This is a genomic window from Nocardia sp. NPDC019219 (assembly GCF_040632645.1).
Classification (GTDB): domain Bacteria; phylum Actinomycetota; class Actinomycetes; order Mycobacteriales; family Mycobacteriaceae; genus Nocardia; species Nocardia sputorum.
This window is the reverse complement of sequence record NZ_JBEYCG010000012.1, coordinates 188,941-205,415: the sequence shown is the minus strand read 5'-3', so window position 1 is coordinate 205,415 and position 16,475 is coordinate 188,941. Positions and strand designations below refer to the sequence as shown.

Below are 16,475 nucleotides of genomic sequence, written 5' to 3'. Positions count from 1 at the left end.
GACCAGCACCACGGGTCACCGAGCAGTCGGTGGTGCGCTGACGCCACCGACGGTCAACCGGCCACCCACCACGAGCGCCAGCGCCAGGACCGCGGCAGTCAGCGTGGTGCCCGCCGAGATCCAGAACATGGCGGTGAACGCTGTGAGCGACGGGTAGGTGTGGCCGTCGATGGTGACATTCCAGGTAGTTGCGGTGGCTGCCATGGTCGCGCTGGCGGTCGAGGTTCCCACCGATTGCAGTAGCGCGCCGATGGTGGTCGCCGACGCCGATTCGGTGATCGGTGCCATCGTCATGATCGATGTGGGAATCGCGGCGATAGTGAAGGACAAGCCGGCGCCGACCACGACGGCGCCGGCGAGCAAGTGCCATGGTTCGCTGCTGAACGGCACCCGGACAGCGAACGCCAGGGCTAGTTCGGCCGCGGCCACCAGCAGGACCGACGATGCGCCGAAGCGTGCGATGGCGCGCCCGGCCAGCGGTGCGACGATGATGCCGACAAGCGCTATCGGCATCAGCGACCACCCGGCCTGCAGCGCGCTCATCCCCGCTCCGAAGCCGGTCGCGACGGGCAGCTGGAGCATCTGGGTGGTGAGCAGGATGTTGCTGAACAGGGCGAACCCGATCAACAGCGCACACGCGTTGACGAGCAGTACTGGCGGCCGCGCGGTGACGCGCAGGTTCACCAGCGGTTTCGTGCTTCGCAACTGCAGCGACACCCACAGCCCGAACAGGAGTACGCCGGTACCGGCGAACAGCAGGGTCCTGGCTGTGGTCCATCCCCATTGGCTGCCCTTGGACAGCGGCAGCAGCAACGCGGTGAGGGCGGCGGCGAGTAGCAGCGCACCGAGGTAGTCGAAGCCACCACGGGCGCGGTGCGCCGGTGCTGGCGTGGGGACCACTGTCACGACCGCGATCGCCAGCAACGCGCCACTGAGCACCATCACCCAGAAGATGCAATGCCAGTCCAGGAAGGTGACGATCAACCCGGACAGGGGCAGACCTGCGGCTGCGCCGATTGCCAGCGAAGCGCTCATGGTCGCCACCGCACCGGGAATGCGGTGCGTCGGCAGCACGTCGCGCATAGTCGCCACCGCCACCGGGATCAGCGCCAAGCCACAACCCTGCGCAGCACGCGCGATGACGAGGACGACCAGTGAGTCACTGAGGGCGCCAACGAGCGACGCGGCCACCACGACTGCCAAGGTCACCAGAATCAGGCGCTTCTTGCCGTACATGTCGGCGAGGCGTCCGATCAGCGGAGTGACCACGGCACCGCTCACCAGAGTGGCGGTCACCAGCCAGGACGCGGTTCCTGCCGTGGTGTGCAGCAGGGCGGGCAGCGCGGGCAGCAACGGCAGAATCATGGTTTGCTGCAACGACATCAAGATCCCGCAAGCGGCGAGGACGGCGACGATTCTGGCACCCGATCCGCTTGCCCCCTGCTGCGGGCCGATGCCCACAACCGACGCCTCGGCCGCTACCACCGCGTCCCGCCGACGGAAAAGGTCCGATGATCGGTCATGGTCACAGGATCAGGCCCGCACCGGCGGTGTGGACTACGGAATGCCATTGAGTGGACAAGCGTGGACCTCGCGATGAATCGCATCGACCGATGACAGTCTCGAAGAGTTCAGGCCAGGACCGACACAAGCGACAGCATCACCGACACCGCAATTCCGGCCGTTGAGCCTCCCGCGTGCCGTCGCTGTCTCACGTTCAGCGGGATCACCGACGGGACCTGCCAAGGCGTAGTGCCAATCTTGCCCCAGGTGACACGGATTGGTTCTCTTCACCAGCGGTCGAGGAATGGCCCCCAGCGTTTCGGGGCTGCTGCCGAGCAACGAGCTTCGAATCCTTGTACGTGCCTGAGCACATATACGTCCCGGTCAAACGGGAGACGGCTCATCCGGGTACCGGCGGCGCCTGCCTGCCGGACGATCGCTGTCTACGTTCACCGAAAGCTCAGCCTGGTCCATCCACCCTGGGGGCAGGGCACGACGACGCCCGGCTACGCCGGTCGATCTGCTGGCACGTAGGAGTCTCGCTGCCCGGCGGACGCATGTCCGATCCGGCGGTCAGCAGCGAACCGGTTGGTTCAGCACCGCCCAGAGAACGGTCGAGAGATTCGGTAGCCACCGTCTCGTAGGGCTCGGGGCGATCACCCAGTAGGATGATCCATCCCGACTCTGTACCGGCGGAAGCAGGATTGGAGTCGAGGTCGGCAACAATGCGGCCCCCCGCCGAGCGAATTCCGCAGGCGCGATGAAGCTGTCGGACTCGGCCAGAAGGACATAGCGAGGCAAGGGACGATGATGCCCGACGATGGGCCCGCAACTGTCGACGATCGCAAGTCTTTCCCGAACTCGTTCACCGAGAGGCTTGGGAACGCTGACGCCGCAGATGCCCTCGGTCGTCAGCAGCGCCTCCCGTCCGTCGATTTCGACGATCGGCCAACCGTAGCTGCGCAGGACCGCGTTGCCGCCGTCACCGATGTGCTGGGAGGTCATGAATCCGGTCCTTTCCGGAAGTCGTTCACGTCGCACGCCCACGGCCGCCGAGGCAGCACCCGCCGTTTGCCGGGTCGAGCTAGCGACCCATGATCGCCGTTCACCGGCCCAATGTTCGAGGACTGGGCGGAGCGGTCGAGCTCGTAGCGTAGGCGGCGGGGCCTCGCGCCGGGCGACCTATCCCGCTGAATGACAACGAAATCGCCGCAGCGTCGCCAGAGGCCGTCGCGCGGACGGCCCTGCCGGCTATCCGGCATACGCCGCCGTACCCTTCTCGTCGGTCACGGTGTCGTCGTTCGTCGCCAGCTGCGGCCTGCCGATGAACAGGCAGATGGCTGCCACGATCAGCGAGCATCCGATGAACCAACCCACCGCGAGGTCGAACGACGGCAACGCAGGTGCGGTCGCTTCCGGAACGGTCCACAGGGAGAGCATGACCGATACGATGGCGACGCCCACGGCTGAGAACGCCTGCCGGGCGGTGCTCAGAACGCCCGTCGTCACGCTGGTGACGCCGTCGGGGACGGATTCGATCACAATTTTCGGATAGCCGGTGTAAGCGAACGCCGTGGCGAGGGCCCCGACGGCGAAAACCCCCATCATGAGCGGCAGCGACTTATGGCCCACCAAGATCATGAGGTTGGCGACGGCGAACAGGGCCGCCCCGATGAGGAAGGCCGTTCGTCCGCCCCACCGGCCTGCCACCGACCCCGCGATCGGGGAAGCGACGAAACCGATCAGAGCTCCGATACCGGCCACCAGGCCCGTGACCGTCGCCGAGATCCCCAGGCCGACCGGTAACGAGGTCGGCGACTGCAGAATCATCGGGGTGATGATCTGTATCGCCCCGACGGGACCGAGGGCGAGTACCGACACCGCGATCAGGTTGAGGGACATTCGCCTGCTCGCCAGGACACGCAAGTCGACCAGGGGTTCGCGCCGGCCCAGCTCCCAGATGGTCCACACCGCCAGGATCCCGAATCCAGCGACGATCAGCCCGACCACCTCGAGACTTGTCCACCCCCACCGCGGACCTTGCGTGATGCCGTACAAGAGCGCGGTCAGTCCGGGCGTCATCAGGGCCGCGCCCACATAGTCGAAACGAGGCGGATCCGCCGACCTCGGCGAACCGGGAAGCGCGAGTGCGGCCACAGCGGAAGCCACGACAGCGAGCACCGCGGCGAAGACGAAGATCATGTGCCAGTCGGCGACATCGAGCAGCACACCGGCGATCAGGGAGCCACCCGAACCGGCCAGCAGAGCGGCACCGCCGATGAATCCGACTGCGATCGAGAGCTTCTGAGCGGGCAACGCCTCGCGAGCCAGGCCGTAGCACAGCGGCAGGATCGCGCCCGCGGCGCCCTGCACGCCCCGACCGGCGATGATCGCAGCCATCGAGTCACCGAGTACGCTGATGAGCGAGCCGAGCGTCGATACAAGCATGACGATGATGAGGATCTTCTTGCGGCCGTATATATCCCCGAGACGGCCTCCCACCAGGGCCGTCGTCGCCGCCACGAGCATGTAGGCCGTGACCGCCCACCCGGTGGTGGAAGCGGGGGCCGCGAAGATCTCACCGAGCCGCGGCAGCGCGATGAAGATCATGCCGGCTTCGAAGGCGCTGACGGATTCGGCGAGGACCAGTGCCGTGACGATCGCCGCCGTCGATTTGAAGGCTGTTTCGCCACCGGAAAGCCCGGAGGCTAACCGGGATGAGGGATCGGACACGACTGTCCTCCTGAGACGAGAGGGGTCCCGGAGCTTCGCCAGAGTTCCCGAGCCGCACATCCGGTTCTTGCTCGGTCGGGATTCGGCAGTCGAACCAGCGGACCCGCGGCACCGCGGAAATGACTGCACCAGCGCTCGCACCGGCATCAACGACGGACCGTGCGGGCCCTTCGTGATCTCGATCGCCAGCAGCTGGCACAACGGAAGATAAAGAGTGTCCTGAAGTGCCGGGTATCGCCTTCCCGTTCAGCGGGAGCAAGCGGACCACTCGAACAGCGCCTGCTATCGAAGCACCTGCCCGGGGTATGGAATGCCCAATCCCCTTGACGGCACGGCAGGGGTGGGAAGGTGGGTCGCACCTTCTCCTCCGCGAAATCTGCTCACCCGAACTCCACCGCCAATGGAAGTCGATGGTCAGCCCAGTGGGACGGTGGGACCAACTTCAGTCTCGAGTCACGCAAGATCGTCGGAGGCATATTCGAAGGACCGCGACGCCACCCGGACCACCACGCCGTAGACAGGCGGCGACCGCGGGGACACGCCGGTCGACAGGAGCGATGACGGATCGATGCGAATCGGAATCAACACCCCCGTGGTGACACGTTTCCCCGGATCCCACAGTCCGTGGGAGGCGAGCGCGGGAATCGAGGAAATCGCCCAGATAGCTGCCGCGGCGGATCGTCTCGAGTTCCATCACTTGACCTGCAGCGAACACGTCGCTGTGCCCGCTCCGCTGGCGGAGGCGCGCGGCGGAACCTACTGGGACCCGTTGTCGACGCTGGGGTATCTGGCAGCACGGACCGACCGAATCCGTCTGGCCACACAAGTTCTGGTTCTCGGCTATCACCATCCGCTGGAGATCGCCAAGCGTTATGGGACTCTCGATGCCATCAGTGCCGGTCGATTGATTCTCGGCCTGGGTGTCGGATCCCTTCGTGAGGAATTCGAACTGCTCGATGTGCCGTTCGACGACCGCGGTCTCCGCGCCGACGATGCGCTGCTGGCCCTACGCTCCGCTCTCTCCGGGCGGCAACCGTCCTACAGCGGACGGTATTACAGGTTCGCTGAGATGATCGTCGATCCGCACGCGGTCCAGCCCAAGGTTCCTCTGTGGATCGGTGGGCGCTCGGCACGATCGCTGCGCCGAGCCTGCGAGCTGGGCGACGGCTGGGTTCCTTTCGGCCTCGCGTTCGATGAACTGCGCGCCCTGTTGAGTCGACGACAACTGCCGGAAGGCTTCGAGGTGGTGCTGGCCACCGGGCATCTGGATCCGCTTCAGGACCCCGTCATGGCAAGGCAGCAACTCGAGCGGGCAGCGCGGGCTGGAGCCACCATCGTCAGCGTCGGACTGAACGCGACGTCAGCCGATCACTACTGTGAGCAACTGGCTGCGCTCGCCGATATCCGCATCCGCCATTTCCCCAGCCCCGAAAAGGGATGAAGTCGGTGACCATCTCGCAGCACTGACAGCGTGTGTGCGGCTATTGCACGGCGAACGAGAGATCAGCCCGGCTGAACGCTTTGTACGGGCCGCTGGTCGATGATGGCGAAGTGGTTGGCCGAGGACGGCGTGTATTTCTTTGACAGCAGACTGCTGTCCGGATGTGTCGAGGTGGCGCACATGGTCCGGTCCGCCTCACACCGGACTTCATCGCGGGCGCCTCCCTCATTTCCTCAGCCCCGCCTATCGCCGTCGACGGAGATAACCGCTACAACGGCATGTCACTCGTTGATGGTGATACCCGATTACACACGGGTCGGGTTTACGCTCGCGCGGCGTGCGTTGCGGACATGCGGGTTCGTCGCCCGGATCACGCTGCGTTCCGCAGCGCGCTGTTCTGACGGGTCGGTCGATAGTCGAACCGGTTCGAGATCGCCGACTTCGCTTCAAGGCTCAAACCGGGGTGAACAGTCGTTCACAGGGTTGACGCGGCAGCAGTCGGAGGTCTTCGGCGGTCGTGTGGATCAACTCCATCGCGCACCAGTCTTTCCGCCTCCTGTCATCGAACAGGCTGCGAGCCGCCGACGTCGTCGCCACGAAGTCGAAGACCTCCCCGGCCAGCCATATCCGCACGTGCACATCACCTTCGCTCGGATGGCACTTCCCCGCTGTCATGGCACGTCACCTCCTGTGAAGCCATAGCTGTGATGGTTCTGCGCGATAATCGGGTCCGCCAGATCGGCGCTGCCGTGGAGACCGTGACATCCGGCTCCGCAGCTGATCAGCCCGGACCACAACTCGAGCGCGATGCTAGCCAGGCTGGCTTCGACCGAACCGTCCCCTTCCGCTCAGCGAGACAGACGGGTCGCTCGCACACCCCGGGCTCCAGCGTCAGCAGCCCGGTCACCGACACCCACCCGAGGTTGCTCGTCGTCGCCGAACTTTCAGGGAGACAGAGAATTCACCGAAGCGACCGCGGCAATCGAAGTACGCGGCGTCCAAGTCGTCGTCTTGCCGTACACCAGTTTCCTCTCGCCGTCCACCGGTTTCCCAGCCGAGACGCTGCGAGCCGCAACGCTCCGGCTTGCTGCGGGGACGCGCCTACCGTCGGCGATGCCGCCAGTCGCCGCGACGCGGGATTGCCGTATCGACAGGCCGGATTATCCCGAGCGCCTGCCGCCGAGTCGTCCTCCTCATCCGCAAGACGACTCGGCGGCAGCCGAACGGGCGCTCGCCGGACCAGCCCACGCCGCGATTCCGTAAGCGCCGTCGCGTACAGTCACGCTGCCCCCACCTGCGAGGCGGTGACGGCACTGTCACCGCCGCCCCGGCTATGAGGCACGGTCCCGACCCCCGCGATCGACACGGCAATCGCGGGCGGAATAGACCGTCGCACAAGGTCGCACCGTGTCGCCGCTCCATCCCATTCAGCGGTACGAACCGCTTACTTCACCGAGCGATCGACAGGGCCGTTCAACTCACCGGGATGAGAACGGGGCAAGCGAACACCGTGTGTGAGACTGGCGAGCGGCTGCCGGGCGGATCGGTGACGCACCGCCGCCGGACGTGCGGAAGGGACGGACATGACCCCAGTGACCATCACCGTGGCACAACTGGCGACCGCGGGCGAGTTCGACCTCGGCGTCACCGATTGGGTCACCATCGATCAGACCCGCGTGGACCTGTTCGCCGACGCCACTGATGACCACCAGTGGATCCATGTGGACCAGGATCGGGCCGCGTCCGGCCCGTTCGGGACGACGATCGCCCACGGCTATCTCACCCTGTCACTCGTGCCCCGCCTGCTCAGCAAGCTGCTGACCATCGAGGACAAACAGCGCGGCACCAACTACGGTATCGACCGGCTCCGGTTCACCGGCCCGGTACCTATTGGCGCCGAGATCCGCTTGTCCGCCCGGGTGACCGGCACGGCACTCCGTGACGACGGCGGAGCACAGTACCGGGTCGCGATACGCGTCGACGTGCGCGGCCGCGAGAAGCCTGCGTTGATCGGCGAAACGATCTATCTCGCTTACGCGGTACAGCAGCACCGGTGACGATCTGCCCGCCGAGCATGGATCGGTCTCGACGCAGGCACGGCTTCGAACCGCATGGTCGGCGACACCCCAGTGCCCTGTGGGCCACCGCGGCGACTGGCTCAGCACTCTCGGAATGCGCCACCGGACGATAGTTCCCCGAGGGAAGATCGAGCCGCGACGGCGACCGGACCGAGGTGAGCAGTCCGATAGCTCGACCGATCGACCACAGCCTGACGGGGCCGCGGGGATGGCGCTCCGACCGCGGCTCGCCAGACGTTGGCGGCCGCACTGCGGACGTCGGCAACAGCGGATTCGACGCGCATGCTCCCGGTCGGGCCACACAGCGACAACGCGAATCGACCGCCCTCGCTCTCGAGTCCGATCGGGGCCGCGACCACGGTGACCCCGAGCGCGCACCCCTGCGCGTCGACCGCCACGCCCCCGCGGTCGTGCACCCGCTCGATCTCTCGGCCGAGCTGCACGGCGGAGCGCACGCTGTACACGGTGACCGGCTCGCCGAAGTCCAGTCGCGGCCAATCCTCTCGCGGCATCGCCGCCAGCAGGGCGCGCCCAGCGGCGGTGCGCACCACAGGCTGGCGGGCGCCGACGCTCCATTCCGCGAAGTTGCCGGGCCACAGCCCGACCCGCTCCAGGTGCAGTATCTCCGTGCCGGTCAGCATGCTGAGATGAGCGGTCATCCCGGTGCGGCGATGCAGTTCGGTCATCACCGGCAGGGCGGCGCGGTGCACGCTGCGCTGCCGGGTGAACTGGGCACCGAGTTCGAACATGCGGAAGCCGAGGGCGTATTTGAACTCGTTGCGTTCGACCCACCCCAGTTCGACGAGGCGTTGCAGGATGCGGTGGGCCGATGATCTGGGCAGGTGCGAGCGACGCGCTATCTCGGCAAGAGTCAGAGGCTGCTGGCCCACAAAGGATTCGAGCAGCGATGCCACCCGATCAATCATCGCTGTGGGTGCCTCGTCGATCTGCGCCATTGTCATAGAAACCTCCCGCCGACCAAGTCATATCCTGCCTAGTTGTCAGAATCTGACATGTGTGAGTGTAAGCACACTGTTCCTTTTCTGTAAAGCAGCTCACAAGCGGAACGCAGCGCGATCACAGCGGTGATTCCGGGGCTCGCCGCGACGTCCAGTCAGTGGAAGACGCCGACCCGATACTGATGCGAAGCCGCCAGACTGGCCGCGTCGATCCACTGCCCGCCACGGGGATCCCGCCTTCGGATAGCCGAAGCACCGGACCCGGCGACTCGGCCGCCGACCGAGAGGTGACAGACCGATCGACCGTCCGCTTCCCTTCCGCACCACTAGGAGAACCACCGTGACCAGGGTCATCTACGCGCGCAGCGTCCACGACGACGCCGAGATCAACGCCTGCCTGGAGGTGCTGCGCGGCGGCCCCTACGCGCTCAAGATCGGAAAGAACGTCGCCGAGATGGAACGGCGGACCGCCGAGCTCTACGGCAAGAAGCTCGGGCTGATGTGCAACTCGGGCTCCTCGGCGCTCTACCTGGCCCTCGAACTGCTCGACTTGCCGAAGGGGTCGGAGGTCATCACCTCACCGCTGACGTTTTCCACGGACGTCTCTCCCATCGTTCGCGGCGGGTGGATACCTGTTTTCGTCGATGTGGAGCCCGACACCTACAACGCAGACCCTGCCGCCATCGAAGAACTGATCACCGATAAGACCAAGGCCATCCTGCTGCCGAACCTGGCGGGCAATGCCCCGGACTGGGACGCCATCCGCGCTGTCGCCGACAAGCACGGGCTGAAGGTGATCGAGGACTCCTGCGACTGCATCGGAACGACCCTGCGGGGCACGAAAACCGGCAGCCGGTCCGACATCACGGTGACCAGTTTCGCCATGTCGCACATCATCACCTGCGCGGGCAACGGCGGCATGGTTTGCCTCGATGACGAGAAGCTGCGCGACAAAGGGCTGATGCTGCGCCGCTGGGGTCGCCGCTCGGAACCACATCTGTTCGGCTCCGGCGGAACCGGCCGGGTGTTCCGCGAGGACCTCGACGGCGTCGCCTACGACAACGACTTCATCTTCGACGTGCTGCCGTGGAACTTCGAGCCCTCGGAGCTGGGCGCGGCCTTCGGCCTGGTGCAACTGTCCAAGCTCGACAAGAACTACCAGCGCCGCGCGGAGATCTTCGACGCGTTCAACGGCGCGTTCGGCAGCTACCCCACTCTGTTCCGACTGCCGCGTCAGAACCCGGACTTCCATACCGCGTGGCTGTGCTACCCGGTCACCATCCGCGAGGACGCCGGTTTCGCCCGCGCCGATCTGCAGTCGCACCTCGAGGATGCGGGCATCGATACACGAACCGTATGGAGCGGCAACGTCACTCGACACCCGATGATGCGTGGAGTCGAGTATCGCGTCCCGGCCGGCGGTCTGCCCAACGCCGACGAAGTGTTCGAGCGCGGCATGTCGCTGGGCATGAGCCACGGCATGAGCACCGAGGAACTCGACCACGTGGTGGCCACCATCCACGACTTCGCCGGCCGCTACGCACCGGCCATCGCCGACTGGTGAACCGACAGCAGGAGACGACGCCGTGACCACCGCTCGAGCACCGCACAACCTCCCCTACCTCGACACCCACACACCCCAATTCCTCGACGACCCCAACCGTTTCGTCGGGGGTGACGCCGCCCGCTGGCGGGTCGCCGAGGGCCGCACCGGGGCGGAATTCTTCGCCTACGACACCGTCCGCGCGCTCTACCGCGACAACCGGATCGGCCCGCGAAACCCGCGGTTCTTCTTGGACAAGGGCCTGACCGGCGGCCCGATCATCGACTACCTCGTCGACGGCAACCTCAACCTGACCTGGACGGCGAACCACGATCGGCTGCGCCCGATCCTGCTGAAAGGTTTCCGTCCCACGCGCATCGCTCAGGCCAGGCAGTCCATGAGCGAGCTGGCCGAACGGCTGGTGGACCGGCTCGCCGGGCGCGACCACATCAACTTCGTCACCGACTACAGCCACCACCTGGCCATCGGCGTGGTAGCCGGGTTCATCGGGATTCCGTTCGACGAGGTGGACGCGTTCGCCGACGCCACCGTCAAATTGCGGTTGCTCGGCCAGGAACCGATCTGGCCCGGCGTGCCGGTGCTCGAAGAGGCGCTGCAGGCCGTGCACGACTACAGCGCCCACCTCGTCGAACAACGGCGACGCAACCCCCGTGAGGATTTCATCAGCGATCTCATCGAAGCAAAGGACGCGCAAGAGGCCGACATCTCCGACGTCGAGATCGTCTGGCATGTCGCGGGCGTCCTGCTCGCGGGTCACGACACGACGCGCTACCAGCTAGCCTCGGCGGTGCGGGCGATCGCGCAGGCCGGTCAGTGGGAAGCACTCGGGGCGAATCCCCGGCTGATCCCGGCGGCGATCAACGAATCGATGCGGTTGCATCCAGCCACCCCGCGCCAGGTCAAGGTGGTCGAACAGCCACTGACTCTGGAGGGCATCGACTTCGAACCCGGACAGACGGTCACGCTGAACATCAGCGGCGCCGGTCGCGACCCGGTGGCTTTCCCTGATCCCGACCGGTTCGATCCGACGCGGCCCGCCCCGCTGTTCGACATCGGCTTCGGCTACGGCGGCCACTATTGCCTCGGCCACGCCGTCGCCAAGGCGGAGATGGAAGAAGGTCTCAAGGTCCTGACCAAGCGATGGCGCAACGTCAGCATCGACGGCGAGGTCGAACTGGCCGCCGGAGGAGTCATCGCCGGCCCCGAAGTGGTTCCGGTCCGTTACGAGCTCGTGCAATGAGCCTGCCTGTCGTCCGCCCGTTCAAGACAGCTGTCTATGCGCCGCCGGTCGAGCCCGACCTCCCCAAGTGGCAGCGGCGGCTGCACAGGATGGACAACAGCGGCTTGACCGCCATCACCGCGTCGGATCACTTCCTGACGGGCCGCCAAGATCCGATTCCGGCGCTGGCGGCCATCGCCTCGGCCACCCGACGCATTCGAATCATGGCCCTGGTATTGGCCAACGACTACCGGCACCCGGTGATCACCCACAAGTCCGCGGCGACGCTCGACCTGATCTCAGGGGGCCGGTTCGACCTCGGCCTCGGTGCGGGCTACCTGGCGGAGGAATACCACGCCGCGGGAATACCTTTCGATCCGGCGCCGCAGCGGGTGGATCGGCTGGAGGAGGCCGTCGAGGTGATCACCGCCCTGTTCGGCGGCGAACCCGTAGAACACCGCGGTCTGCATTACACCGTGAACGGACTGGTGGGCACACCACAGACGATCCAGCGGCCCCATCCCCCGCTGGTGATCGGCGGCGGTGGCCGGCGCATGCTCACCCTGGCCGGACGATGTGCCGACATCGTCGGTGTGCACTCGAATCTCAAGCGCGGCACCGCTTACGACGCGGCGGTGATAGAGGACATGCTGCCCCGAGCCATGGCGCGCAAGATCGCGTGGGCGAGGGCCGGGGCCGAGCGCGCCGGACGCGATCCCGGGACCCTGGACTACCTGTCGATCACCTGGACCTGTCAGGTGGTGGACCGTCCTGCCGACACCGACGCGGCGCTGCGACGGGTATGCGAACGCTACAACGTCGATCCGGCGATCGGACGCCGTTCGACCGGGCTGCTGGTCGGCACAGTCGATCAGTGTCTGGAGCAGCTGAACACCAGGCGCGATGAATTGGGTTTGAACTACGTCGATTTCGGCGCCACCGACTTCGACACGATCACACCGCTCATCGAGGCGCTGCATCCGGTGGCCGCGGCCTGAGCCAACCGCCGGATGCGGCGATGGGGCGACGGAATCCCGCTGAACAGAAAACGGCATATCCGGCACCGCGTCCCGCGGTCACGATGAGCCATCGTCCTCTCCGAGGGAACGGAGGCTCCTATGAGTTCGGCAGCCACGCCGGAATCCGATCCGCGACCCGACCCCACACTGCTGCGCAGGATCGCCGTTTCGAGCTTGCTCGGCACCGCGATCGAGTATTACGACTTCCTGCTCTAGCACCATGACCGCCCTGGTATTCAACAAAATCTTCTTCCCGTCCTCGAATCCGGCGCTGGGAACCATCGCGGCGTTCGGCACGCTCGCCGCAGGGTACGTGGCCAGACCGATCGGCGGCGTCCTCTTCGGCCACTTCGGTGACCGGATCGGCCGCAAATCCATGCTCGTCTTGACAATGGGGCTGATGGGAGCGTCGAGTTTCCTGATCGGCGCGCTGCCGACCTACCACACCGCCGGCATCGTGGCGCCCCTGTTGCTGGTGCTGCTGCGTGTTGTGCAAGGGGCGGCCCTCGGCGGCGAATGGGGCGGCGCGACGCTGATGGTCACCGAGCACGCCGAACCGCATCGGCGCGGCTTCTGGAACGGGATCATGCAGATGGGGTCACCGATCGGGTCGCTGCTGTCCACCGGTGTCGTCGCCACGGTGGCGCTGCTGCCTGCGGAGGACTTGCTCTCGTGGGGCTGGCGCATACCCTTCCTTGCCAGCATCGCACTGCTCGCGGCGGGACTGTATCTGCGAATAGGCGTCACCGAGAGCCCGGTGTTTCGCGCACAGACCGGCAGCCAGACGCCCGCACCCTCGATCCCCTTCGTGGCCGCGCTCCGCCAGCCGGTGACCCTCCTGCTGGCGTGCGGGATCGGGATCGGCCCCTTCGCACTCACCGCCCTGCTCAGCACCTACATGCTCAGCTACGCCACCTCCATCGGCTACGCCCGCTCCAGCGCCGTGACCGGCCTGCTGTTCGTCTCGAGCACCGCGCTCGTCGCGATTCCCCTGTTCTCGGCGTTGTCCGACCGCGTCGGGCGCAGGCCGGTCGTCCTCGGCGGCGGCATCGGCATCGTGCTGCTCGCTTGGCCGGTATACGCACTGGTGGATTCCGGGTCGGTGCCGCTGCTGTTCACCGCCATGGTGCTGGGGCAGCTTCTCCAGTCCGCCATGTTCGCGCCGTTGGGCGCCCTGCTCTCGGAGATGTTCGGCACTTCGATCCGCTACACCGGCGCGACGATGGGCTATCAATTCGCGGCGTTGCTCGGTGGTGGCTTCACTCCCCTCGTCGCCAGTGCCCTGCTCGCTTCCCGAACGACCAGCACGCCCCTGGTCTTGCTGGCCATGGGCTGCGGCGTCGTGACCATTCTGTGTATCTGGCGAGTTCGTGAGACCAAAGGCGAGGACCTTCGCCATACTGTCACCGCCTCCGCCGGGCTCCCCGCCTCCCCAGTGGCGGCCGACGGTTCCGGTCAATGAAATAGCAAGCCTTGCAGCATTTCTGCGCTTGATACAACGGAGAGGGCACAGCGCCGGTTGCCATTCTGTCACCGGCCGTTGATTCCCTCGATCCGATCGGCGCGGCCTACCCTTCTCGACCGGAAGCGAGCCCGCAACCCGCCGATGCGGCACTGAGTGACAGAACGTCATATTCTGACGCTATTACTCGGAGACGCGTCGGTTTCGTCGGCGAACACGGCGCCGAAGGTCGGCGCGGCGGAAAGGAGGCCCGGTGGAAAAGTCAGCTCGTCCCACCCTCACCGAACGCCGGGCGGAGGAATTGCGTCTGGCCATCGCCCTCACTGCGCGAGACCTGTTCATCTCCGAGGGCAGCACCTCACCTACGGTGGAGACCATCTGCGCGATCGTCGGTATTTCGCCGCGGACCTTCCACCGCCATTTCCCGGTGAAGGAGGACGTGCTCTCACCGTTGTTCCGACAGAGCGAACAGCTCATCATCGAACTCTTACGTACGGCTCCCGACGACGCCGATCCCGTGCAGGTGCTCACCCACGCTTTCACGACCGAGGTCCATCAGCGGCAGGTGCTCGAGTTCGACCGCAAGTTCATGGACCTGATGATCAACACGCCGCCCTACCGGTTGCGCTGGCTGGAGTGGGGAGAAGGGTTGTGCGGAGAGATCACCGATTTCCTCGCGCGCCATTTCGACCTCGGCAACGATCCCTTCCTACGAGCGTTGCCCGCCCAACTGGTGATGCAGACCATGCGCCAGGCCTACATCCACTGGGTGGACACCAGCCACTCCGGCGATTTCGAGGAGGTGGAACGGCTTCTCTCGCGCGGTATGCGGATACTGTTGACCGGAATCGACGCCGTCACTCCCTCGCGCTGACCCGCCCTCTCGGCCGACTGTCCGCCGTCAGCGACGGATGCGCATCGCGCCACAGGTCGGCGCGTCCCAGCCGAGTGCGGCCGACTGCGCGAGGAAACCGTCGAGGGCGGTGGCGATGTCGCGCGGCAACGGCGTCGCACGTCGCTGCTCGAAGTCGACATGGACGAGCAGGATCTCGAGGGTGTTGGACAAGCGGTCCCGCTCCCGGTCGAGGAGGAAGGTCATCATGTGCACGGCCTTGTCACTGCGATCCAGCACCCGCACGTGTACCGAGAAGGAGTCGCCCTCGCGCAGTTCACTGTAGTAGGCCAAGTGGTGTTCGGCCGTGAACAGCCCGAGGCGCCGATCCTGCCGATAGCTCTCGTCTACACCCGCTTCACGCACCAGAACGTCAGCCGCCTGGGAGTTTCTGTTCAGATAATGCAGCACGTTCATGTGGCCGTTGCCGTCGGTCTCCGCCTCGGTGACCGTGGCGGTCAGCGCAGCCGGGATTGCGCGGATCTGCGGGGCGGTGGGTAGTTCGATCACCATGGGCCAGATCCTGCGGTACTCGATCGGCAAGGTACGGCAGTGTGTCCGCTCACCGAGACATCCTCGCAAAGAACTGGCGGTCCGGGTCCGGGGGCGTTGTCCCACCGTGTGGTCAGCACGCACGCGAATCGCCGCAGCGCCGCCTCACGCCAACTGCCCGCCGTCGACCACGAAGTCCTGACCGGTGCAGTAGCTGCTCGCGTCCGACGCCAGGAAGGCGACCAGCGCCGACACCTCGTCGGGGCGGCCGACCCGAGCGATGGGCAGGTTTGCCACCGCGCCGCCTCCCGCTCGCGTCGCGTCCGACACCATCGCCGTGTCGATAGCGCCTGGGCAGATGGCGTTGACCCGAATCCCCAACGCGCCCAATTCCTTCGCAGCCGACCGCGTGGCACCACGCAGTCCCCACTTGGCCGCCGCGTAGGCCAGACCGCCCTCGTAGCCGGTCATCCCAGCCGTCGAGGCGATGTTGATGATCGACCCGCCACGCTGGCGCATCAGGGGAAGGACAGCCTGCATGCCGAGGACCGCGCCGATCAGATCGACATCGAGGACGAACCGCAGTTCGGCCTCGGTGAGTTCGCGCAACGGTGCCCGTGGCGCCACGCCCGCGTTGTTGACCAAGACATCGAGCCGTCCGAACTCCTCCCACGTTTCTGCTACGACCGTGCGCCAGGCGTCGGCGCGCCGGACGTCGAGTTCGACGGCCAGCGTCGAGCCCGGCAGCCCCGCGGCGACCGCGCCGACCTCGGCGCGGTCGAGGTCGCCGAGGACCAGCCGCGCCCCCAGCGCGGAGAGTCGGCGCGCGTGTTCCGCGCCTTGCCCACGTGCCGCTCCGGTGACGAGCACGACCTTGTCGCTCAGGTCCAGCGATATCGGTGCGATCTCGTTCATTCTGTCCTTCCTTCGCCGACGGTCCACGGCGATTCTGGGCCGCAGTGCGCCGACTCCGGCGCCGGTCGTCCGCCCAGTGGACGACCGGCCGCGCCGCGCCCGTCCCAGTGAGTGAAATCACTTGCCGAGAGGCCACACCGCGACTGCTAGAACGAGTTCGCAGCGCAAGCAGCCGTGCATTGCGGCCCAACAAGCTCG

At 66.3% G+C, this 16,475-nt stretch carries 12 protein-coding genes and 1 pseudogene; 7 read left to right on the top strand and 6 right to left on the bottom strand.

Annotation, left to right across the window (positions count from 1 at the left end; all coding sequences use genetic code 11):
- Positions 1-15: 15 nt before the first annotated feature.
- The 3 genes from ABZ552_RS22650 to ABZ552_RS22640 form a co-directional block, all read right to left on the bottom strand.
- A complete protein-coding gene (locus ABZ552_RS22650) occupies positions 16-1,461 on the bottom strand; it encodes an MFS transporter (protein ID WP_357439532.1) in 1,446 nt (481 codons plus the stop codon).
- A gap of 615 nt (positions 1,462-2,076) precedes the next feature.
- Entirely contained in the window at positions 2,077-2,508 is a 432-nt protein-coding gene (locus tag ABZ552_RS22645; protein WP_281918425.1) for a hypothetical protein, read from the bottom strand.
- Between the two features lie 246 nt (positions 2,509-2,754).
- Positions 2,755-4,236, bottom strand: coding sequence for an MFS transporter (locus tag ABZ552_RS22640; protein ID WP_357439529.1), 1,482 nt, complete (start codon positions 4,234-4,236; stop codon positions 2,755-2,757).
- A gap of 568 nt (positions 4,237-4,804) precedes the next feature.
- On the opposite strand from ABZ552_RS22640, the gene ABZ552_RS22635 reads away from it, so the two are divergent.
- Complete coding sequence (locus ABZ552_RS22635; protein ID WP_281918423.1) at positions 4,805-5,677, top strand: LLM class F420-dependent oxidoreductase; 873 nt, start codon at positions 4,805-4,807, stop codon at positions 5,675-5,677.
- A gap of 1,583 nt (positions 5,678-7,260) precedes the next feature.
- Complete coding sequence (locus tag ABZ552_RS22630) at positions 7,261-7,734, top strand: MaoC family dehydratase (protein ID WP_281918421.1); 474 nt, start codon at positions 7,261-7,263, stop codon at positions 7,732-7,734.
- Between the two features lie 101 nt (positions 7,735-7,835).
- Here ABZ552_RS22630 and ABZ552_RS22625 read toward each other — a convergent pair whose 3' ends face one another.
- On the bottom strand, positions 7,836-8,669 hold the full coding sequence (locus tag ABZ552_RS22625; protein WP_281918420.1) for an IclR family transcriptional regulator: 834 nt from the start codon (positions 8,667-8,669) through the stop codon (positions 7,836-7,838).
- A 385-nt stretch (positions 8,670-9,054) separates the two neighbouring features.
- Here ABZ552_RS22625 and ABZ552_RS22620 point away from each other — a divergent pair, with 385 nt between their 5' ends.
- The 5 genes and pseudogenes from ABZ552_RS22620 (at position 9,055) to ABZ552_RS22600 (ending at position 14,852) form a co-directional block, all read left to right on the top strand.
- The gene (locus ABZ552_RS22620; protein WP_281918419.1) at positions 9,055-10,278 is read left to right on the top strand and encodes a DegT/DnrJ/EryC1/StrS family aminotransferase; all 1,224 of its coding nucleotides are present in this window, start codon (positions 9,055-9,057) and stop codon (positions 10,276-10,278) included.
- 22 nt (positions 10,279-10,300) lie between these two features.
- A complete protein-coding gene (locus ABZ552_RS22615) occupies positions 10,301-11,518 on the top strand; it encodes a cytochrome P450 (protein WP_281918418.1) in 1,218 nt (405 codons plus the stop codon).
- The gene (locus tag ABZ552_RS22610) at positions 11,515-12,495 is read left to right on the top strand and encodes a TIGR03621 family F420-dependent LLM class oxidoreductase (protein WP_281918417.1); all 981 of its coding nucleotides are present in this window, start codon (positions 11,515-11,517) and stop codon (positions 12,493-12,495) included. Before ABZ552_RS22615 ends, ABZ552_RS22610 begins: the two co-directional genes overlap by 4 nt.
- Positions 12,496-12,615: 120 nt before the next feature.
- Positions 12,616-13,978: pseudogene (locus ABZ552_RS22605) on the top strand (MFS transporter).
- A 253-nt stretch (positions 13,979-14,231) separates the two neighbouring features.
- Complete coding sequence (locus ABZ552_RS22600) at positions 14,232-14,852, top strand: TetR/AcrR family transcriptional regulator (protein WP_281880321.1); 621 nt, start codon at positions 14,232-14,234, stop codon at positions 14,850-14,852.
- Positions 14,853-14,879: 27 nt separating this feature from the next.
- Here the strand turns inward: ABZ552_RS22600 and ABZ552_RS22595 are convergent, their stop codons facing one another.
- Both ABZ552_RS22595 and ABZ552_RS22590 read right to left on the bottom strand, forming a co-directional pair.
- Complete coding sequence (locus ABZ552_RS22595; RefSeq protein ID WP_281918416.1) at positions 14,880-15,383, bottom strand: thioesterase family protein; 504 nt, start codon at positions 15,381-15,383, stop codon at positions 14,880-14,882.
- Positions 15,384-15,527: 144 nt separating this feature from the next.
- On the bottom strand, positions 15,528-16,277 hold the full coding sequence (locus tag ABZ552_RS22590) for an SDR family NAD(P)-dependent oxidoreductase (RefSeq protein WP_281880318.1): 750 nt from the start codon (positions 16,275-16,277) through the stop codon (positions 15,528-15,530).
- Positions 16,278-16,475: the final 198 nt, after the last annotated feature.

Bases quoted from the DNA above. Each gene is read 5' to 3' on its own strand.
- ABZ552_RS22630 (WP_281918421.1), top strand. From the start codon at position 7,261: ATGACCCCAGTGACCATCACCGTGGCACAACTGGCGACCGCGGGCGAG.
- ABZ552_RS22645 (WP_281918425.1), bottom strand. From the start codon at position 2,508: ATGACCTCCCAGCACATCGGTGACGGCGGCAACGCGGTCCTGCGCAGC.
- ABZ552_RS22610 (WP_281918417.1), top strand. From the start codon at position 11,515: ATGAGCCTGCCTGTCGTCCGCCCGTTCAAGACAGCTGTCTATGCGCCG.
- ABZ552_RS22590 (WP_281880318.1), bottom strand. From the start codon at position 16,277: ATGAACGAGATCGCACCGATATCGCTGGACCTGAGCGACAAGGTCGTG.
- ABZ552_RS22595 (WP_281918416.1), bottom strand. From the start codon at position 15,383: ATGGTGATCGAACTACCCACCGCCCCGCAGATCCGCGCAATCCCGGCT.
- ABZ552_RS22635 (WP_281918423.1), top strand. From the start codon at position 4,805: ATGCGAATCGGAATCAACACCCCCGTGGTGACACGTTTCCCCGGATCC.